This is a genomic window from Phaeobacter sp. JH20_02 (genome assembly GCF_048056915.1).
Classification (GTDB): domain Bacteria; phylum Pseudomonadota; class Alphaproteobacteria; order Rhodobacterales; family Rhodobacteraceae; genus Phaeobacter; species Phaeobacter bryozoorum.
Genome location: NZ_JAYMVP010000028.1, coordinates 249,081 through 269,615 on the forward strand (window position 1 = coordinate 249,081; position 20,535 = coordinate 269,615).

18 protein-coding genes are annotated in these 20,535 nt (G+C 61.5%); 11 read left to right on the forward strand and 7 right to left on the reverse strand.

What is annotated here, in order from left to right; translation table 11 throughout:
• Positions 1-172 precede the first annotated feature (172 nt).
• Complete coding sequence (gene fabG, locus VWY34_RS15170) at positions 173-910, reverse strand: 3-oxoacyl-ACP reductase FabG (protein ID WP_340545798.1); 738 nt, start codon at positions 908-910, stop codon at positions 173-175.
• 86 nt (positions 911-996) lie between these two features.
• Entirely contained in the window at positions 997-1,929 is a 933-nt protein-coding gene (fabD, locus tag VWY34_RS15175) for an ACP S-malonyltransferase (RefSeq protein ID WP_416542187.1), read from the reverse strand.
• A 186-nt stretch (positions 1,930-2,115) separates the two neighbouring features.
• Here fabD and VWY34_RS15180 point away from each other — a divergent pair, with 186 nt between their 5' ends.
• Both VWY34_RS15180 and VWY34_RS15185 read left to right on the forward strand, forming a co-directional pair.
• Positions 2,116-3,423: a cytochrome b/b6 domain-containing protein gene (locus VWY34_RS15180; protein WP_416546011.1), complete on the forward strand. Its 1,308-nt coding sequence runs from the start codon at positions 2,116-2,118 to the stop codon at positions 3,421-3,423.
• A 121-nt stretch (positions 3,424-3,544) separates the two neighbouring features.
• Positions 3,545-4,834 (forward strand): MFS transporter, encoded by a 1,290-nt coding sequence (locus tag VWY34_RS15185; protein ID WP_416546013.1) that lies wholly within the window; start codon positions 3,545-3,547, stop codon positions 4,832-4,834.
• Between the two features lie 124 nt (positions 4,835-4,958).
• Here VWY34_RS15185 and VWY34_RS15190 read toward each other — a convergent pair whose 3' ends face one another.
• Together VWY34_RS15190 and VWY34_RS15195 are read right to left on the reverse strand one after the other, a co-directional pair.
• Positions 4,959-5,534: a YceI family protein gene (locus VWY34_RS15190; protein WP_416538903.1), complete on the reverse strand. Its 576-nt coding sequence runs from the start codon at positions 5,532-5,534 to the stop codon at positions 4,959-4,961.
• A gap of 204 nt (positions 5,535-5,738) precedes the next feature.
• Entirely contained in the window at positions 5,739-6,320 is a 582-nt protein-coding gene (locus tag VWY34_RS15195; protein ID WP_340545803.1) for a hypothetical protein, read from the reverse strand.
• Positions 6,321-6,925: 605 nt separating this feature from the next.
• Here VWY34_RS15195 and rpsF point away from each other — a divergent pair.
• The 7 genes from rpsF (at position 6,926) to VWY34_RS15230 (ending at position 13,181) form a co-directional block, all read left to right on the forward strand.
• Entirely contained in the window at positions 6,926-7,279 is a 354-nt protein-coding gene (gene rpsF, locus VWY34_RS15200) for a 30S ribosomal protein S6 (RefSeq protein ID WP_340545804.1), read from the forward strand.
• Between the two features lie 28 nt (positions 7,280-7,307).
• On the forward strand, positions 7,308-7,535 hold the full coding sequence (gene rpsR / locus VWY34_RS15205; protein WP_005982441.1) for a 30S ribosomal protein S18: 228 nt from the start codon (positions 7,308-7,310) through the stop codon (positions 7,533-7,535).
• A 12-nt stretch (positions 7,536-7,547) separates the two neighbouring features.
• Positions 7,548-8,159, forward strand: a complete 612-nt coding sequence (rplI, locus tag VWY34_RS15210) for a 50S ribosomal protein L9 (protein WP_340545805.1) — start codon at positions 7,548-7,550, stop codon at positions 8,157-8,159.
• A gap of 269 nt (positions 8,160-8,428) precedes the next feature.
• Entirely contained in the window at positions 8,429-8,611 is a 183-nt protein-coding gene (locus VWY34_RS15215; RefSeq protein WP_340545806.1) for a peptidyl-tRNA hydrolase, read from the forward strand.
• A 404-nt stretch (positions 8,612-9,015) separates the two neighbouring features.
• Positions 9,016-9,486, forward strand: a complete 471-nt coding sequence (locus VWY34_RS15220) for a lytic transglycosylase domain-containing protein (RefSeq protein ID WP_340545807.1) — start codon at positions 9,016-9,018, stop codon at positions 9,484-9,486.
• 151 nt (positions 9,487-9,637) lie between these two features.
• Positions 9,638-11,596 carry a bifunctional 2',3'-cyclic-nucleotide 2'-phosphodiesterase/3'-nucleotidase gene (locus tag VWY34_RS15225; protein ID WP_340545808.1) on the forward strand — a complete coding sequence of 653 codons (1,959 nt, stop codon included), beginning with the start codon at positions 9,638-9,640 and terminating at the stop codon, positions 11,594-11,596.
• Between the two features lie 298 nt (positions 11,597-11,894).
• Positions 11,895-13,181, forward strand: a complete 1,287-nt coding sequence (locus tag VWY34_RS15230; protein WP_416546015.1) for a calcium-binding protein — start codon at positions 11,895-11,897, stop codon at positions 13,179-13,181.
• A gap of 225 nt (positions 13,182-13,406) precedes the next feature.
• Here the strand turns inward: VWY34_RS15230 and tig are convergent, their stop codons facing one another.
• Together tig and VWY34_RS15240 are read right to left on the reverse strand one after the other, a co-directional pair.
• Positions 13,407-14,738: a trigger factor gene (tig, locus tag VWY34_RS15235; RefSeq protein WP_340545810.1), complete on the reverse strand. Its 1,332-nt coding sequence runs from the start codon at positions 14,736-14,738 to the stop codon at positions 13,407-13,409.
• A gap of 242 nt (positions 14,739-14,980) precedes the next feature.
• Positions 14,981-16,111 carry a porin gene (locus VWY34_RS15240; RefSeq protein ID WP_416546017.1) on the reverse strand — a complete coding sequence of 377 codons (1,131 nt, stop codon included), beginning with the start codon at positions 16,109-16,111 and terminating at the stop codon, positions 14,981-14,983.
• 373 nt (positions 16,112-16,484) lie between these two features.
• Between VWY34_RS15240 and VWY34_RS15245 the strand changes: the two genes are divergently transcribed.
• Positions 16,485-18,689, forward strand: coding sequence for a methyl-accepting chemotaxis protein (locus VWY34_RS15245; RefSeq protein WP_416546019.1), 2,205 nt, complete (start codon positions 16,485-16,487; stop codon positions 18,687-18,689).
• A gap of 149 nt (positions 18,690-18,838) precedes the next feature.
• Here VWY34_RS15245 and VWY34_RS15250 read toward each other — a convergent pair whose 3' ends face one another.
• Positions 18,839-19,027: a hypothetical protein gene (locus VWY34_RS15250; protein WP_416546021.1), complete on the reverse strand. Its 189-nt coding sequence runs from the start codon at positions 19,025-19,027 to the stop codon at positions 18,839-18,841.
• 222 nt (positions 19,028-19,249) lie between these two features.
• On the opposite strand from VWY34_RS15250, the gene VWY34_RS15255 reads away from it, so the two are divergent.
• Positions 19,250-20,452 (forward strand): tyrosine-type recombinase/integrase, encoded by a 1,203-nt coding sequence (locus VWY34_RS15255; protein ID WP_416551460.1) that lies wholly within the window; start codon positions 19,250-19,252, stop codon positions 20,450-20,452.
• Positions 20,453-20,535 lie beyond the last annotated feature (83 nt).

A 20,535-nucleotide genomic window follows, 5' to 3' on the forward strand; every position in this document is an offset into this window, starting at 1 on the left:
CGGCACCGAAAATCCCCCACGGCCTGAGGCATAGAGGCCACATCTGACGCGGCGGCCGGAACGCAAAACCCGCCACCGGAGGACCGGCGGCGGGACCAGGTGACTCGGCGTCACCACAAAGCTTAACCGGGGTCTCGGCGGCCCCGGTTGCAGCCCGGATCGCGTCCCGGGATCACAGCATGGCCATGCCGCCGTTCACATGCAGGGTGGTGCCGGTGACATAGCCTGCCTCGGCGCTGGCCAGATACAAAACGGCGGAGGCGATTTCCTCCGGGGTGCCCATCCGACCACTGGGGATCTGGGTCAGGATCGCGTCTTTCTGGGCGTCGTTCAGCTTGTCCGTCATGGCGGTGGCGATAAAGCCGGGAGCCACGGCATTGACGGTAATGCCCCGGTTGGCGACCTCATAGGCCAGCGATTTGGACATGCCGACCATACCGGCCTTGGCGGCGGCGTAATTGCCCTGACCGGGGTTGCCGGTGGCCCCCACGATGGACGAGATATTGATGATCCGGCCCCAGCGCGCCTTCATCATGCCGCGCAGAACACCCCGGCACAGGCGCATGGTCGAGGTGAGGTTCACCTCCAGCACGCTGGCCCATTCCTCATCCTTCATCCGCATGAACAGATTGTCGCGGGTGATGCCGGCATTGTTGACCAGAATATCCACCGAGCCCATCGCCGCGATCGCCTGTTTCGGCAGCGCCTCGACCGCCTCTGCATCGGAGAGGTTGCAGGGCAGCACATGGGCGCGCTCGCCAAGTTCCGCCGCCAGTTCCTGCAGCGGGGCCTCGCGGGTGCCGGAGAGGCCCACGGTGGCGCCAGCGGCGTGCAGGGCGCGGGCGATATCGCCGCCAATACCACCAGATGCCCCGGTGATGAGGGCAGTTTTTCCAGTCAGATCAAACATATGATTTCCTTTGTCTCATCCCCGGCCCGCGGTCCGCCGTTTTCTTTGGAAGACAACGGGCCGGAATATTAATGAAATTTCCGCGTTCAGCCCGCGGTGATGGCTGCCACGTCCTCGGCGGTGCCGATCTGACGGCAGGCCAGATTGCGGTCGATTTTGCGGATCATGCCGGAGAGCGCCTTGCCCGCGCCGATTTCCCAGAATTCGGTCACGCCTTTGGCGGCCATCGTCTGCACGCTTTCGCGCCAGCGCACAGAGCCGGTCACCTGCTCGACCAGAAGCTGGCGGATTTCAGCCGGATCGGTGACCGCATCCGCGCGGACGTTGGCGATCAGCGGAACCGCAGGAGAGGTGATCTCGACCCCGGCCAGTGCCTCAGCCATGACATCGGCGGCAGGCTGCATCAGGGCGCAGTGGAAGGGCGCGCTGACCGGCAGCATCACGGCGCGTTTGGCGCCTTTTTCCTTGGCGATTTCAGCGGCGCGTTCAACGGCGGCCTTGGCGCCGGAGACCACGACCTGAGTGGGGTCGTTGTCATTGGCGGCCTGACAGACCTCGCCTTGTGCGGCGGCGTCTGCAACGGCGCGCACCGCCTCGAGGTCGAGCCCCAGAATGGCGGCCATCGCGCCCTCGCCGACCGGCACGGCGCTTTGCATCGCCTTGCCGCGAATGCGCAGCAGGCGCGCGGTGTCGGCGACGGAAATCGCCCCGGCTGCGGCCAATGCGGAATATTCGCCAAGGCTGTGACCGGCGACAAACGCCGCCTTGTCGATGCTGACACCCTCAGCCTCCAGCGCACGCATGGCGGCGAGCGAGGTCGCCATCAGCGCCGGCTGGGCGTTCTGCGTGAGGGTCAGGGTTTCGATATCGCCCTCCCAGATCAGCTGGCTCAGCGCCTCTCCCAGTGCGGCGTCCACCTCGTCAAAGACCGCTTTGGCTGCCGGATAGGCCTCGGCCAGGGCTTTGCCCATACCGATCGTCTGCGCGCCCTGCCCTGGAAACACGAATGCAATTGTCATCTGAGACCTCATCTTGTCTGCATATCTGCGTTGCATCGGGTTTAGACGCAGGTGACGCTGCGTACAAGCATAGCCTTCGCGCGGGCGCACCGGTGCTGTGCATCAGCTGACAGAGATGCGTGTTGTGTCAAACCGCTGAAGGGATAGGGTATTCCTGTCGCCCCCTATAAGAAGGTCTCATCGCCCGTGTCCTCCCCTGCCCGCGCCCCCGCGCTTCGCCAGAATACCGCCCGCCACTATGGCAGCGTTGCCAAAGGTTTTCACTGGCTGACAGCCCTATTGATGCTGGCGGTGTTCCCGCTTGGTTATTTTGCCAATGATCTGGCGCACCATATTCAAAGCCCGGAGTTTGACGGCGCACAGGCCACGCTGACCCGCGCGGCGCTGCTGTTTTCACTGCACAAGACCCTGGGGTTGGCGTTGTTCCTGACCGCGCTGCTGCGCATTCTCTGGGCGCTGAGCCAGCCCAAGCCGGTGCCGCTGCACCCGGAGCGGCGGGCCGAGACGCTGCTGGCGGAGGTGGTGCACTGGCTGCTTTACGGGGCGCTGGTGGCGGCCCCCCTGACCGGCTGGATCCATCACGCCGCAACCACGGGATTTGCGCCGATCTGGTGGCCCTTTGGTCAGAACCTGCCGTTTGTGGCGAAATCTGAAACCTTGGCGGCGCTGTTTGGCGGGCTGCACTGGCTGTTTGTCTGGACCCTTGCGGTGGCTTTGGGGCTGCATATTGCCGGGGCGCTGAAACATGAGGTGATCGACCGCGACGCCACGCTGCGCCGGATGCTGCCAGGACGCGCGCCGGAGGTGACGGTGCCAGAGCAGATCCCCCATGGGGCGGCGCCGGTGCTGGTGGCGCTGGCGATCTGGGTCCTGGTGCTGGCCGGCGGCGGCGCCTTCGGCCTTTATGCGCCGCACAGCCATGGCGCGCCGGGCGCCACCGCACATGAGGCTGGATCCGAGGCCACAGATGGCGGCGATCCTGCCGCAACGATGGCGTCTGACACGGCCGGCAACTGGCGGGTCGAGGATGGCACATTGGCGCTCACCATCGTGCAGATGGGCAGCGAGGTGCGCGGCCAGTTCGACCGCTGGCAGGCAGTGATTGATTTCGAGGACCCTGCCGCCCCCGGCCCCGCCGGCGCGGTCACCGTCACCGTGGCGATCCCCTCGCTGAAGCTCGGATCTGTCACCGATCAGGCGATGGGGCCGGATTACTTTGACAGTTCCACCTATCCCACCGCAGAGTTCCGCGCCGAGATCGAGAAGCTGGCGGAGGGATATATCGCTGAGGGCACCCTGCGGATCCGCGATCAGGAGGTGCCGCTGCGCCTGCCCTTCACGCTGGATCTGAACGGTGACACCGCCACAATGTCCGGCAGTGCCGAAGTGAACCGGCTGGATTTCAACATCGGCCAGGGCGTGCAGGACGAAAGCTCGCTTGCCTATGCGGTGACCATCGCTGTCGACCTGACCGCCAGCCGCGCCGCCCCCTGACGGATGTGGGCACAGATCAGGGGGGATGGCCGCCGCGTGCCCCCATGGGGACATATAGTCCCGCAGGTTCCGGCCCACTTAAGGTATTGTGCCGCGCGGCAGCACCGGTGATGCTGCGAAGATGGCCACCGAAATCGAGTTCTCTTTTGCGGCACTGAACCCGTCGGCGCGACGGCACATTCGCGTGTTTCAGATACACCAGTTCCTTGACCGTTTTGCGATGGGGCTGACGGTTGCCGTGGTTGCTCTGGCCTTGACCGACCGGGGCATGGACCTGTTGCAGATCTCGTTTCTCTTCGGGATCTACGCGCTCACGACGATGGCGATGGAGCTGCCGTTTGGTGGCCTTGCCGACAGCATCGGGCGCAGGCCGGTCTTCTTGACGGCGGTTGTCGCCAGCCTGATCTCGCTCGTGCTTTTTCTCTCTACGAGCGATTTTTATGTTCTGGCGCTGTCGTTTGCATTCATCGGCTTTGGCCGCGCGCTTCGGTCGGGCACGCTGGATGCCTGGTTTGTTGAAACCTTCAAAGCCGCCGCCCCCAATGTCGATGTCCAGCCCGCACTGGCCAAAGCGCAATGGGCCAATGCCGTAGGTTTGGCGATTGGCGCCATTCTGGGAGGTCTTCTGCCCGATCTCTGCGGCGAGGTCGCAAAACGCCTTGGGTTCAGCATTTATGATGTGTCCTACCTTGCGAGCGTCGTCGTGATGTCGGGCGTGTTTGTTTTCACGGTACTGGCCATTGTCGAAACACCGCGCCCGATGAGCGCCACGGCTCTCAAGCACGGCTTTGCGAATGTACCGATGGTGATCGGGGACGCGAGCCGTCTGGCCCTCAGACATCCGGCTCTGTCGATCCTTCTGGCAGCGCTGGCGTTCTTTTTGATGGCGACCAACCCTGTTGAGGTGATCTGGCCGACCCATGCAAAGCCGATGCTGGACGAGCGCTATGCAAACACCGTCATCGGTATCGTCACTGCCAGCTATTTCTTCGCCATCGCTTTCGGCGCGTCCCTGTCCGTGCCCATCAGCCGGATTTTCAAACGGCGGCACGCCATGACGCTGGCGGCAGGTTTTGCCTGTCTGGCAGGGGTTCAGATCGCATTGGCGCTGCAAGGCAGCATCGTCGGCTTTGTGACGGTGTTTGTCCTCTATTCCGTGCTTCTGGGGGGCTGCGAAACCCCGGCCAGCAGCATCCTGCATCGCTGCGTTGGCGACGGTCAACGCTCGACCATGCTGTCTTTGCGGTCGCTGATCCAACAGTTGGGGGCCGCATCGGGCCTGATTCTGGCCGGAGCTGTCGCCGATATCTACTCGACACCGGTCGCCTGGATCGTCGGTGCGGTGTTTCTGGTGATTGCGATGATGCTGATCTTGGTGTTGGTCAGACGGCTGGCGGCAGCCGCCGAATAGCTGACTGGTGCGCGCCCACTCGTACAGGGACGAACTTATAGGGACAAAAAAACCGCCACCCGGCAAGGGGCGGCGGTTCTGGATCGGTAGGTGGCGGAGGTGATCCCTCCGCCGTGCGGTCTGATTATTCGGCCTTCATCGCCTCGACCGAGATCTTCACCTCGACCTCGTCGCTGACGAAGGGGGCGAATTTGCCCAGCTCGTAGTCCGAGCGCAGCAGGGTTGTGGTGGCGTCGAAACCGGCCCAGGGCTTGCCCGCCATCGGGTGTTCGCCGACCTGGTTCAGCTTGGCATCCAGAACCACGGATTTGGTGACGCCGTTCAGGGTCAGGTCGCCGGTGATTTCTGCGGTATTCTCGCCGGTTACCTTGATGCCGGTGGATTTGAAGCTGATCATCTCCGCATCATCGGCGCCAAAGAAATCCTTTGACATGAAATGGTCAAAGCGCGCTTCCCAGCCAGTCAGCATGGATTGCGCGGGCATCGACACCGAGACGCTGGAGGCTTCGGGGTTTTCCTGATCAAAGGCGATTTCACCCTCAAACCCCGAGAACATGCCGTAGGTGGTCGAGAAACCAAGGTGATTGTAGCTGAACACCACCTGGCTGTGGCTCGAATCCAGCTTGTAGGCTTCAGGGGCGGCAAAGGCGGTGGTGGCGGCGGCCCCCATCAGGGCGGCGGCAAAGAGAGTGGTTTTCATAATCTTGGCTCCGTTGGACCGTGTGACTTCGTTTCCCAGTTGAAGACTTTGTCATCAGAAAGGAAAGCCCGCAAAAGCCAACACTATCTGTGTTCAGATGAACAACCCAAGCCGCATTGACGCACAGAGGCAGGTTCTCGCGCAGTTGTGATGTCGGCAGGCGGTGGCGGCGGGTCAAGGCGTTCGGCCAGAGATCTGGAGCGCCTAGCTGAAGATCGGCAGGGCGCCGCTCAGCTGATCGCGCAGCCGCAGGCGGGTTTCGGTGCTGTCGATCGGCAGCTCCATCAGCACTGCGCCGTCGATATCCAGAACCGAGATGGCATGGGCGGAGAGGCGCACGCCGCCAAGGCTGCTATAGCTGCGCCGCAGGACAATCCGCGGTGCGCCGCGCCGTGTCTTGCGCAGGATCCTCAGCTCGCGCCGGATCGGGTCGAAACAGGCCTCCGGCTGGCTGTCGGGGTGATGCGAGGTCAGCAGGATCAGGCCGACAAACAGAAAGGCCACGGAAATCCCGATCCGGATCAGCGACATCTGCGGATCGAAGCCTGCGTCAGGCAGCAGCCAGAGGCCGGTGGCGCCCATCACCATACCGCCCCCAAGAATGCGCAGCAGCAGCGAGCGGACCGGCCAGTTGGCCTGCATCTGAAGGTTCATTGGTGCCGACCGGGCCAGATGGGCCAGCCGTCTGGCGGCAGGAGACTGAGAGGACGCGCGCCGCATGACCTTGCCAAATCGACCCGGCTGCATGGGCTGAAAACCGATCTCGGATGGTTCGAGGATGCTCATCTCTGGTCCCTTTCACTCTTAACGCGGTCTGTCTGTCCTGCCTTGCCTGTGACGCCTGCTGCGCCTGTTGGTCTGTGACTGGCGGGATGGTTAACACTTGATTAACCAAGATTGACGCCAGCATTGGGGCTGAAATGGGGCGGAGTTGCGGTAAATACGGGCCGTGCTCCGCCGTGATGGGCAGCCCTTTCGTCTACGGGCCTCAACAGGGCATATGCAGATGCAGCCGCCCTGCCCCCGCTTCCGTCTTGACCCCTCCGGGCTAGCGCGCGGGGTCTGATCGGGCCGCTGGCGAAAGAGGTTCGCCCTGTCGGATCCGTGGCCCATTCTCAGCTTTGCATGCAAAGCTTTGCATAATTTTGCTAAAATTTGGTTCACAGGCTATGGATCAAACCCCAGCGACCACTGGCAACGTGGGTGCAGAGGGACATCTTGAGGAGCACAGGGGCACGCGGCGGGAAACGGGCCTTGCCCTTTTGGTCTGAGCCTGTATATGGGGGCTTCCTTCCGCGACATTTTCGATCCGCGCAGACTCTCGTGACAGGGCAGCGGAAGGGACAACCGCCCCGTCTATGAAATGCGCCTAGACAAAAACTGGAGTTCACATGCCACTCTACGAGCATGTCATGATTGCGCGTCAGGACCTGTCCAACTCGCAAGCTGAAGGCCTCATCGAACATTTCGGTGCTGTTCTGTCCGACAACGGCGGTAAGCTGGTCGACAGCGAGTACTGGGGCGTCAAGACGATGGCCTATAAGATCAACAAAAATCGTAAGGGCCACTACTCCTTCCTGAAGACCGATGCTTCGGCAGCGGCGATCCAGGAAATGGAGCGTCTGATGCGCCTGCATGATGACGTGATGCGCGTTCTGACCATCAAGGTTGACGCACATGAAGACGGCCCCTCGGTTCAGATGCAGAAGCGCGATGAGCGCGACACGCGTCGTGAGCGCCGCTGATCAACGCTTGAGAAAAGGACGCTAAACCATGGCAGCCAAACCGTTTTTCCGTCGTCGTAAAGTATGCCCGTTCTCGGGCGACAATGCGCCGAAAATCGACTACAAAGACACCCGTCTTCTGCAGCGCTACATTTCCGAACGTGGTAAGATCGTGCCGTCGCGCATCACCGCCGTTTCGGCAAAGAAGCAGCGTGAACTGGCCCGTGCTATCAAGCGCGCCCGCTTCCTCGCCCTGCTGCCCTACGCCGTGAAGTAAGGAGATAAGCACATGCAAGTTATCCTTCTGGAACGTGTGGCCAAACTGGGCCAAATGGGCGAAGTCGTGGACGTAAAGCCCGGCTATGCTCGCAACTTCCTGCTGCCGCAAGGCAAGGCGCTGACCGCGTCGCAGAACAATATCGCTCGTTTTGAGGAACAGAAAGCGCAGTTCGAAGCGCGCAATCTGGAAACCAAGAAAGAAGCGGAAGCTCTGGCAGAGAAGCTGGACGGTCAGCAGTTCATCGTGATTCGCTCCGCGTCTGACGCTGGCGCCCTCTACGGCTCCGTCACCCCGCGTGACGCCGCAGAAGCCGCCACCGCAGAAGGTTTCTCGGTCGACAAGAAGCAGGTTGCCCTGCTTTCGCCGATCAAGGAACTGGGTCTGCACAGCGTTGTTGTGAAGCTGCACCCTGAAGTCGAAGTTCAGATCAAACTGAACGTTGCGCGTTCGGTCGAAGAAGCTGAGCTGCAAGCCTCGGGCAAATCGATTCAAGAGCTGGCCGCTGAAGAAGAAGCCGCTGCTGAATTCGAAATTTCCGAACTGTTCGACGATATCGGCTCTGCCGCATCCGACGACGACGATGCAGCCCCGGCCGCAGACGACGAAGAGACCAACGCCTGATCGGCATTGGATCTATCCGAGATCGAGAGAGGCCGCCCCGGATCGGGGCGGCCTTTTTCATATCTGCGGCGGCCGCAGCTGGATTGCGCTGCTGACAGATCAAAATCGCCTCAAACTCTCCGCAGAAACTGCGGCGCGGGTAACCTCGTCTTTGCCGGTTTCTGCAAGCCTAGATCCCGCCCTGAGCGATCGCTCCGGGAGCGCGTGTTTGTGCGCACGTGTGGTTGTGACTGTCGTGCCAGGCCTGCGTCTGGCGTCTGGGGGTAAGCATGGAAGAGGATCTGATCCGGGAAGAAACGGCGCTGCGGCGACGCCTGCTGCTGCGGCTCTTGCGCAACTTCAGCTTTGAAAACCCGAAATACAGGGGCGAACCGATCAGCAATCTGGTGCCACCGGAGCTGATCACCGCCGAGCTGACCCGGCACAACCCTGACCGGGTGATCCAACCCTGAACCATGCGGGCGTTGCAGACGGGGCCACGAAGGCTCGGCCCCCGCAGCCCCTTTGCATGGGCGTCCCAATCGGGCCGCAGGCACGGGAGCCGTGTTGGGACAGGGCAAGGCCCGGTTCATGCGCGCGTGGATCATGCGGCAGTCGATCAGCGCCGACAAATTCTTAGCCGTTAAAATTTGATCCATCAGCGCCCGCCCTGGCCGGCGCACCCTGACCGGTCATGCGGATCGCCGCGCCGGGGGTCCAATCCCGGCTGATGGCCCGGGATTGCGGGCGATCATCGGACAGCCTGCCACGGTCGGGGGATATCCGCCGATGGGTTCCCGCGCCATTTGCCCAAGCCGCAGGCGCGCCCTAATCTGCCGCCGATCCGGCGTATTCGGGGTTTAGACAGGCAGTATCCATGATTGATCGCAGAACGGCTCTGGCCATTATTCTCAGCCCGCTGGCCCTTGCCGCCTGTGGCGAGGCACCCGCCGCAACCGAGCGCGCCGCAACGCCGCCGCTCTATCCCAACGAGACGCCGGAGCTTCGCCGCAAGATCAATTTCTGGGCCGACCACTATGAGGTGCCGCGCCCGCTGGTCCACCGCCTTGCCATCCGCGAGAGCACCCATCGGCCCTGGGCGGTCAACCGGCCCTACTACGGGCTGTTGCAGATCCTGCCGGCCACTGCCCGCTCCATGGGGTTTCGCGGCAAGCCGAAGGATCTGCTGGATGCGGATACCAACCTGAAATATGCGGTGAAATATCTGCGCGGGGCCTGGCTCCTCTCCGATGGCAGCTACGATCAGGCGGTAAAACACTATTCGCGCGGCTACTACTATGCCGCAAAACGGCGGGGCATGTTGCGCGAAACCGGGCTGCGCCCCTGATCAGACCGCTTGAAAACCACGATATCACAAAGAGTTATGATATCTTACGCGGCAGCTTGCCACTCTGATTGTTAGCGCAAAACTGTCACGTGACCGAAGGCGTTTTTCTGCTAGCATGGATGTCTGTAATAAAAAGACGTCGGAGTGAAAAATGCCTATTCAACTAGATCGCCGGTCCTTTCTGGCCGGCAGTGCCGGTCTGATCGCGCTGCATCCGTTTTCGGTTCAGGCGGCCTCCAATCAGGTGCATCTGCGCCTGATGGAGACCACCGACCTGCATGTGCATGTGTTTCCCTATGATTATTACGCCGACAAGCCGCGCGACACTGTCGGGCTGGCGCGCACGGCCTCGCTGATCGGCGATATTCGCGCCGAGGCGACCAATTCGCTGCTTCTGGACAATGGCGACTTCCTGCAGGGCAATCCGATGGGCGATTACATCGCCTATGAGCGCGGCATGAAGGAAGGCGACACCCATCCGGTCATCCAGGCGATGAACGCCGTGGGCTTTGACGGCTCGACGCTGGGCAATCATGAGTTCAACTACGGGCTGGATTTCCTGATGAAATCCCTCGCCGGGGCCGAGTTCCCGGTGGTCTGCGCCAATGTCGCCACGTCCACCGGTGCCGGCCCGCGTGACGACAAGACCCTGCTGCCGCCCTATGTGATCCTGGAGCGCGAGCTGACCGATGGCGCGGGCAACCGTCATCCCATCAAGATCGGGCTGATTGGCTTTGTGCCGCCGCAGGTGATGAACTGGGACCGCCGCCATCTGGAAGGCAATGTGCAGGCCCGCGACATTCTGCAATCCGCCCGCGCCTATGTGCCGGAGATGAAGGAAAAAGGCGCCGACATCATTATCGCCCTGTCACATTCCGGGATCGGCAGCGCCGATGAGACCGACGGGATGGAGAATGCCTCGGTGCCGCTGGCAGCCGTCGAGGGCATCGACGCCATCATGACCGGCCATTCGCATCTGGTCTTCCCCTCCTCCACCTATGCGGATTTTGCCGGGGTGGATGTCGATAAGGGCACCATCCACGGAACCCCCGCCACCATGGGCGGTTTCTGGGGCAGCCATATGGGTCTGATCGACCTGATGCTGGAGCGGGACGGCAGCGGCTGGCGCGTGGTGGGCCATGCCTCAGAGGCGCGCCCGATTTCGCGGCGCGAAGAGGACCGGTCGATCACCGCCCTGGTCGAAAGTGCCCCTGCGGTGCTGGCAGCTGCGCAGAAAGAACATGATGAGACACTGCAATATGTCCGCCGCGCCGTGGGCAAAACCGACGCGCCGCTGCACAGCTATTTTGCACTGGTCGCCGATGATCCCTCGGTGCAGATCGTGTCGATTGCGCAGACCTGGTATATCGAACAGATGCTGAAGGGCACCGAGCATGAAGGCCTGCCGATCCTGTCAGCTGCGGCCCCGTTCAAGGCCGGCGGTCGCGGTGGTGCGGAGTATTACACCGACGTTCCAAAAGGCGATGTGGCGATCAAGAATGTCGCCGACCTCTACCTCTACCCCAACACCGCCCGTGCGGTGCGTGTGACCGGCGCGCAGGTTAAGGACTGGCTGGAACGCTCTGCCGGCATGTTCAACCAGATTACCCCCGGCGAGGCCGATCAGGTGCTGCTCAATCCCGCCTTCCCGAGCTACAACTTTGACGTGATCGACGGGGTGACCTATCAGATCGACCTGTCGCAGCCCTCGAAGTTCGGACCGAAGGGGGAGCTGGAGAATCCCGACGCCAACCGCATCGTCAATCTCGAGTTCAACGGCGCGCCAATCGATCCCGCACAGGAGTTCATTATCGCCACCAACAACTATCGTGCTGGCGGTGGCGGTGCCTTCCCCGGCGCGATGGGGGATACCATCGTGTTCGAGGGGCCGGACACCAACCGCGATGTGATCGTGCGCTATATCGTCGAGAAGGGCACCATCAGCCCGCGCGCCGATGCCAACTGGCGCTTTGCCCCGCTGGCGGACACCTCGGTGCTGTTCGACACCGGCCCCAAGGCGGCGGCCTATGTGGACAGTGTCGAGAGCATTGCAATTGAACCTGCGGGTGAAGGGCCGGATGGCTTTGCACGCTACAGAATTGCGCTGTGAACAAACTGTTTCCGATTTGTGCAAAATGAAATGATTCTCGCCGCCCGGCCAAACTTGGTCGGGCGGCATATTTAGGCGCACACGCCCCGCTTGCACACAAGTTATTGAGGGGCGCCCTAAAGGTTAATTTTTACAAATTTCGAGCAAATTTGCGCTCTCCTTACTGCTTTTTAGGCATTTGTTTGCCAAATTTCCGCCCCCTTCTTGCGGCAGAGTTTTCCGACATGCGAGGTGTCGATCAGCGCTGCACAACAGCGACCCGCATCAAGACGGTTGATGAGCAAGAGGAGCAGTTCCGATGCCAAACGGCAGTTTCAACGATTTTCGAAATGCGCTTCTGGCGTTTGAATCGGGCTGGGACCGGGACCGCTACAATGCGGGGCACATCAGCGACGCGCAGCTGACGCAATGGGTCGGCGCGCCAGTCAGCAGCTTCTATCCCGGCCTCAGCAGCTGGGGCCAGCTGAGCGACACCCAATGGCGGGACATGGCCTATCACTCCACCAATTCGCTGGGCTTTGTCGGCTATCAGTTCGGCGAGGCGCTGCTGATTGACCTCGGTTATTATCAGGACGACGTTTACTACCTGGGCGGTGATACCATCAACCGCTGGGATGGCACCTGGACCGGGAAAAATGGCGTCAACAGCCTGGATGATTTCAAATCCCACGCCGCACAGGACACCGCCATCAATGAGGCGTTTGGCTATAACTTCGAGATGCTGAGCTACTATCTCGGTCGGCAGGGGCGCAGCATCAGCGATTTTGTCGGCGAGACCGTGACCTATCGCGATGTCAATGGCGCCATGGTGGATGTTACCCTATCGCTGACCGGGCTGATGGCTGCGGCGCATCTGCGCGGTGCTTCGGGGCTGGCGACGCTCTTGCTGAGCGATACCGCCTCGACCGATGAATACGGCACCTCGATCCTGAAATACGTGAAAGATTTCGGCGGTTACGACAGCCCCACGGCCGACGCGCTGATTGCCTTCTGGCAGGATCGCAAGGCAGGCGGCACCGCACCGCTGGACATGGGCGAGCCGCAGCCAAGCGAGCCCGTCCTGGTTGGTGAAACCCTGCTGGGCACCGTCAGCCGGGACATTCTGGATGGAACCGATGCAAATGACCTGCTGTCAGGGCGCGGCGGCAACGACCGGCTTGCAGGCCGCGCGGGTGATGATGATCTGCGCGGTGGCGGCGGGCGCGACCGGCTGATTGGCCAGGGCGGCGATGACAAACTCAACGGTTCGCACGGGGCCGACACGATCCGCGCCGGTGCGGGCAATGACACATTGATCGGCGGCAATGGCAATGACCTGCTGTTTGGTCAGGGTGGTAACGACCTGATGATCGGGGGCGATGGGGCCGACACATTTGCCTTCGGCAGCAACCACGGGCGCGCCCGTATCCGCGATTTTGAACTGGGCACGGACAAGATCGACATCCTCAGCGGAGCACAGAACATCAATCAGATCGATTTTACGACCAGAGGTGATCACGTCGTGATGTCCTTTGACAATGTTGTGGTCACGGTTGAAAATATCACCGTCGAGGAACTGGCCAGTTCCGATAATTTTCTGTTCTGAGCGGGTACCACCGCAAGACCATCAGGTGATCTGGCAACCGAGAGGTCAAACAACCGAGTGATCAGACAACCGCCCTGGAGTTCGCCTCCACGGCGGTTTTCTTATGCCTTAGACCGCTCCTACTCCGCCCCGCGCTCACCGCCAAACAAAAAGGCCGCCCCCTGAGGGACGGCCCTGCGCGTTGGCACACCTCGGATCCGCGCCGGGCGGGATCCGGGATCTGACTTATTCTTCTTCCAGAGCTTCGACTGCGGCCTGCAGGTCGTCCTTGGACACTTCTTTCTCGCTCACTTTGGCCTGCTCGGCGATGTGATCGATGACCTTGTCCTCGAAGATCGGTGCGCGCAGCTGCTGCTGCATCTGAGCGTTCTGCTGGATGAACTCAAAGAACTGGCGTTCCTGGCCCGGGTACTGGCGTGCCTGGCTCATGATGGCCTGGGTCATTTCCGCATCGGTCACTTCGACCTCGGCTTTCTGGCCCAGCTCGGCCAGCAACAGGCCCAGACGGACGCGGCGCTCTGCCAGTTTGTTGTGCTCGTCAGTCGGCTCGATTTCACCGTGGTTGTGATCGTGAACCTCGGGGTTTTCCTCGTGCCACAGCTGATGTGCGATCTGCTTGGCTTCGGCTTCGACCAGCGAGGGCGGCAGGTCGAAGGAGACCAGATCGTCCAGCTTGTCCAAAAGGCCACGCTTCATCACCGCGCGGGCCGCACCGGCGTATTCTGCTTCCAGACGCTCGGAGATCTGACCTTTCAGCGCGGCGAGGTCCTCGGCGCCGAATTTCTTCGCCAGCTCGTCGTTGATCTCTGCTGCCTTGGCGGCTTTGACCTCTTTCACGGTGCAGGTGAATACGGCTTCCTTACCGGCCAGATGCTCGGCCTGGTACTGCTCGGGGAAAGTGACGGTGACGTCTTTTTCGTCGCCTGCCTTGGTGCCGACCAGCTGGTCTTCGAAACCGGGGATGAAGGAGTTGGAGCCCAGCACCAGCGGGTAGTCTTCGCCTGCGCCGCCGTCGAAGGCTTCGCCGTCTACCTTGCCGACGAAGTCGATCACAACCTGATCGCCATTTTCAGCGGCAGCACCCTCTTCGCGGGCTTCGAATTCCTTGGCGGTCTCGGCCAGGTTGGCCAGCGCCTCGTCAACTGCGGCGTCGTCTGCTTTGACCACCAGCTTTTCCAGCTCAACGCCGGAGAGATCAACTTCGGGGATTTCAGGCAGTGCCTCATAGGACATCTCGACGTTGACGTCGTCGCCCTCTTTCCAATCTTCGTTGGTCATCTTGACGTCGGGCTGCATCGCCGGGCGGTCACCGCTTTCCTCGAAGTGCTTGTTCATCGCACCGTCGATGGTTTCCTGCATGGCTTCGCCGATCAGACGCTGGCCGAACTGCTTCTTCAGCAGCGCCATGGGAACCTTGCCCTTGCGGAAGCCCTTCATCTCGACTTCGGGCTGTGCCTCGACGAGTTTTTCATTGACCTTCGCATCCAGCTCGGCGGCGGTAACGGTGATCGCGTAGCCGCGTTTCAGACCTTCGTTCAGCGTCTCGGTGACCTGCATCATATTCCCCATAGAGATTCGGGGCGCGCGCGCGGGCGCTCCCCCAGACAATTTGTGGCCTTCTATTTGCACAAGCGCGGCGGCGCAAGAGGGATTGCCCCCGCAGCCGCCCGGTCAGCGCCGGTTGCGGCGTTTTTTGGCCCCGAAAACAGAAAACACGCCCCAAAGGACGTGTTTTCCATAATCCGATTGCGCGGATACCGTTCAGGGCGCAGCGGATGGCCCTGCCCTGGCCCTGGCGATCAGAACTTCCAGCGGGCGCCTGCCATGATGGTGGAACTGTCCTGATAGCTGGTCCCAGAGGTGTCCGCATAGGAATAGTCGCGGTAGGCCACATAGGTTTCCAGGTTCAGACCGTCGAAATTCTGCACCGCTGCAACGCCCCAGGATTCAGCGTTGTCGCCACTGGTGACCATATCCGAGCCGTCATAATAATCGATGGCAAAGGAGGTCGCGCCCACGGCCAGGAAATTCGCGGTATAGCCCAGCTTGGCAAAGGCATAATCGCCGCCGGTGTCGCGATCCCCTGCCGCAACCGCAAGCGAGACTCCGCTTGGTTCGTGCAGCGTGGCAAAGGAGGCCACGATATCGCGGGTTTTGGTGCCCGGTCCGTTTTCGTTCCAGACCGCCCCCAGCGCGCCCTGAATGGCGAAATCACCAAGATCGTCGTTATTGTACCGCACAGCGATATCATAGGCTTCACGGTCGGAGTTTGAGCGCAGGATCTCTTCGCCGTAAGAGGCCGAGACGGTAAAGCCGCTGAATTCCGGCGTATCATAGCGCACCCGGCCAAGCCGCCCGCCATCGAAGCTGCGGAAGGCCGAGCCGATGTTGACGCCTGACAGCGTACCGGTGGAGGTGCGGAACAGGAAGCCGCCAGCGGAATCCCCGATGGCAGACGTCTGAATGACACTGGTGCCGGAGAAATCGGATTCTGCCAGCCCGTCAGAGGCCATCGAACCCTGACCAAAGGAGAAGGTGCCGTAGCGCGGTGTTGCGTATTGAATATCGACCTTGCGGATCCGGGTACGGTCCCAGCTGATGTTCTGCGGACGGCCGTTCTGGTTCACCCCATCGGAGGAGCGCAGCCCAAGAGCGGTTTCGAAATTGAACCGCAGGGTGTTCTCGCCAAAGGGCTGTTCAAGCCAGAAGCCGATGCGCGAGTTGGAATTGGCGTTGTCCACCAGCGCGCTGAAATCGTCACTGCCATCGTCGAACGACTGGAACGAGGGGTTGAACTGACCATAGTAGCGGAAGCTGCCGCCGGAGCTGTTCTCGTAGGTGGGCCCGGCAAAGGCGGGAACCGCCAGCCCGGCAACAAGACCGGACATCAGGGCTGTCACCCCAAGGTGAGAGGCAATTTTGGTGTTCATGAGGAGATGCTCCAATATTGTTCAGGGCGGCTCCCTCTCCATCCCTGAGAGGCCGACCTGTCACAGGTGCTATCACGCGATTTTCTGGTGCTGCACTCTTGAAATAAGCCGCGCCGGTTCCCTTGCCAGCTGTGGGCGGAATTCTCGCTCGATTGTGATCACCCGCTGCGCGGCATCGCGCCGATCGGTCCGGAATTTCTGCGCCGCCCAGCTGCCTCAGGCTGACCAATCGGGCGGGAACATCGCTCCCCCCAGAAAACGTCGACATTTTGGTGGAATATTCAGTGAAACATGCCGTCAAACGGCGGATTTCCACAGTTTATTAAGGGGCACTCGTTAGCTGTGGCAGATCGACAAAGCAGGTACCCAGACTATGAGATTCAAAACTTCCATCAAGACGGCCATCTTTCTGATCGTCTTTCTGGCCAGCGCGGTCATGTTCGCGCTCATCGCCCTGTCGCGATACACCGATCAGCTGCGCACGGGGATCGAGACTGAAGTGGTCGCCGTGGAGGGGTTTGCAAAGACCCTCGCCGAGGCCAGCAGCGATTTTCAGAACGCCCGCATTGTTGAGATGGGGTTTCGCCTGAAGCCGAGCCAGGAGGTGATCGCCACCCAGGCTGAGACCATGGCGCATCTGCGCAACCGGCTGGAGACTGCAAGGATGCAGATCACCGAGTTGGATAACATGAGTGAGGCTGCACAGACGCTGAGCCTGCTGGCCAGTGAAATCGCCGCCTATGAAGCCGGGTTTGCCGACGTGGTCGCCAGCCAGGAGCGGTTGGGCTTTGACGAGACCGACGGGCTTCAGGGGGCGCTGCGCAGCTCTGTGCGGAGCATCGAAAAGGCATTGGAAGACACCGCAGAGCCCGAGATGAAGGTGAAGATGCTGATGATGCGGCGCCATGAGAAAGATTTCATCATGCGCCACGACACAAAATACATTGACCGGCTGAACGCCCGCGTGGATGAATTCCGTGCGTTCCCCGGCAGCTATTACAAGAACATCTCGCAGCGGGCCCGGATCGGCAGCCTGTTGACCGCCTATCAGAACTCCTTCAACGCCTATGCCGAGGAGACCAAGGTGATCGACGGCCACTATCAGGCCCTGAATGAAATCGAAACCGCTAGCGCGCCGATCCTGGCCAAGATGAACGACCTCACCTCGGCCCGGCTGGACAGGATCCATGCCAGCGCCGCCGAGGCCATCGCCACCGCCAATGCCAATGCTATGAAGGCAGGCTTTGGCGGGCTTGGGGTCTTTGTCGTGGTGGCATTTGCCCTTGCCATCGGGATCTCGCGTCCGCTGTCGCGGGTCAATCTGGTGCTGCAAAAGATCATGGCGGGCGATTTCTCCACTCCGGCGCCGCAGTCGCGCATCAAAGAGGTCTCGACCATTGCCGCCGCCGTGGAGGACCTGCGCGCCGACAATGAGATGAAGGACAAGCTGACCCGCGAAATTGCCGAGGTCATCAGCGCCTGCGCTGCCGGAGACTTTTCCAAACGGTTGCAGATCGGGGACGCCAGCGGCTCCTTTGCGGATCTGGGCCGCGGTGTGAATGCCATCGGCGACGCGGCAGAGGGCGGCCTCGGCGATATCCGGCAGGTGCTCGACACGCTGGCGGCAGGCGACCTCACGCAGCGCATGCCCGACGGCCAGAAGGGGATTTTCAAGGAAATCGCCGATGCGGTCGACAACCTCAGCGACAGCCTCACCAGCATGGTGCGGCAACTGTCGCACAGCAGCGAGGTGCTGAATTCCACCGCCGCAGAAATTGCGGCCGCCGCCGAGGACGCCTCGCGCCGCGGAGAAACCTCCGCCGCCTCCCTGGAAGAAACCGCCGCTGCGCTGCAGACATTGGACGACACCGTGCGCGGCACCGCCGAAGGGTCGGATCAGGCCAAGGATATCGTGCGCGACGCCTTTGCCCAGGCGCGCTCCACCAGCGAACTGGCCAGCCAGACCATCAGCGCCATGCAGCGGATCGAGGATTCGTCTGGCGCGATCGCCAAGATCACCGACCTGATCGAAGATCTTGCCTTTCAGACCAATCTGCTGGCGCTGAACGCCGGGGTCGAGGCCGCCCGCGCGGGAGAAGCAGGCCGCGGCTTTGCCGTCGTCGCCTCCGAGGTGCGCGGCCTCGCACAGCGTTCTGCGGACGCCGTGCAGGAGATCAACGCGCTGATTGAGGTCAGCACCCGCGAGGTTGCCCAGGGCGTGAAACTGGTCGATCAGACCGGCACCGCGCTGGCCTCGATCCAAAGCTCGGTCGAAGCGGTGGTCGGCAAGGTTGAGCAGATCGCCGCCACCACGGTCGAGCAGTCCAATGGTCTGTCAGAGGTCAACACCGCCGTCGTCTCCCTGGACCAGAATGCGCAGAAGAACTCCGCCATGCTGGAGCAGACCGCCGCCGCCGGTCAGATGCTGCGCGAGGAGGCGCAGACATTGGTCCGGGCGATCTCCGGCTTTACCATCAGCCCTGCCAGTACCGGACACCGCGATGCTGAACCCATCGCCGACAGCTGGGCGCAACCGGCCTATGACGATGAGGATATGGCCTACGCCCAATCCGCCTGATCAGACGGTCTGACCGCACTGCCCCAGCTGGCGCGGCGGTCGGACCTGAGGCTGGCCAAGGCGTCAACGACCGGTGTCGCAGTCTGATGAGCCCAGTTCCGCCCCCTGACCTGCTGCCCCCTGAAACGCCCGCCAACCCGGGCGTTTCGTCATATCTGCCAAAGATATCCTCCAATGGGTCGATCCGCGCCAGTCAGGCAGCGGCGCAGGTGCCGATCAAAGACCGGCGTGGTCAGATCGAGACGACGCAGATCAGCCAGAGCACCACGCACGGCATCCACCGCCCCGCCGATGGCGACATCGTCCTCGGTACAGATGCCGCGAAGGGCAAAAGTCAAAGCTGGTGCCAAAGGGGTAGACCGGCCCCAATAGGCCGGGTCATCCCAGGGGATCTGTGAAAAATGGTGCGGGTGGAGCGCACCGTCATTCTGTACGACTGTATCCGTTTTTGTTTGCTCATCCACTGATATCAGGCCATAAATTCCACAGGCTGTCGCATTCTGTCCGCCCTTGTCCGATTGCAGCGGGGGCCGGTTTGGGGGCCAAAGTGGGGGCCAAGCATGGCGAGAAACAAGCTCAAGGCAGTAGAAGTTAAGAACGGCAGCGGCAAGCTGTTCGACGGCGCGGGGCTGTATCTGCTGAAAAGACAGGCCGACAAGGGCCGCTGGATCTACCGCTACAAACACCAAGGGCGAAGCCGAGAAATGGGGATTGGCCCCTACCCCGCCGTCAGTCTGGCGGAGGCGCGCAAGTCTCGCGATGCCTGGGAAGTCGTTTTAAGGTCCGGCGAGGATCCGATTGCGGCCCGCGACCGGCAGCGGGTGGATCAACGCGCGGAGGCCAGCCGATCAGACCCGACATTCGCAGAAGCCGCAGAAACCACATTCGAAGCAAAGAAGGCGGGGCTGCGGAGGGATGGCGCAAGCGGGCGATGGCTAAGCCCGATCCGGCTTTACATGATGCCGGCCATTGGCGGGATGAGAATGTCCCAGATCCACCAGACGGACATTCACCGGGCACTGGCGCCGATCTGGCGGAAAAAGCACCCGACCGCAGAGAAGGCCATTCAGCGGACCAAGATCATATTTGAGCATATGCGGTTTTCAGGCGTTGAATGCGATCCGTTCATGGTGGACATGGCGAAGCATATGCTGGGCGAGGTGCGGCACCAGATCAAAAAGACGCCCGCGTCAGCATGGCAGGATATCCCCCGGATCTATGCCGCCCTGAACCGCGATGACGCTTCCCATCTCTGCCTCCGCTTCAAGATCCTGACGCTTGTACGATCCGCCGGAGTGCGAGACGCTCGGTTTGCCGAGATAGACGGCGACGTCTGGACGGTGCCAGAAGACAGAATGAAGGGCAGCGAAGGCAAGGTTTCTGACTTCCGCGTCCCGCTGTCATCAGCAGCGCTTGAGGTGGTTGCAAGGGCGGAGAGGTGGAAGCGCAGCGCCTATATGTTCCCCGGCGGCCGATCCGGCGGTATCTCTGACGTCGCTATCGGGAAGGTATTCAAGAAGATCGACCCGACCGGAACCCCCCACGGCCTGCGCACCAGCTTCAGGACATGGGTTCAGGACACCGACGCCGCGCATTATGATGTTGCGGAAACCGCCTTGGCCCATATCATCGGCGGGAAAGTCGAAAGAGCCTATGCCCGGTCTGACATGCTGGAGCGCAGACGCTCACTCATGGAGGCATGGGCGCAGTTCGTGACAGGGGCAAAAGAAAACGTGGTGCCTATTCGGGGCGGGGCCGGGTAGCTATCCGGTCTCGCTCCTATCCGGACAGGTTGTGCAGGACGTAAAGCCCGACGCCGATGAAGGCGCACACCTCAATGAAAATA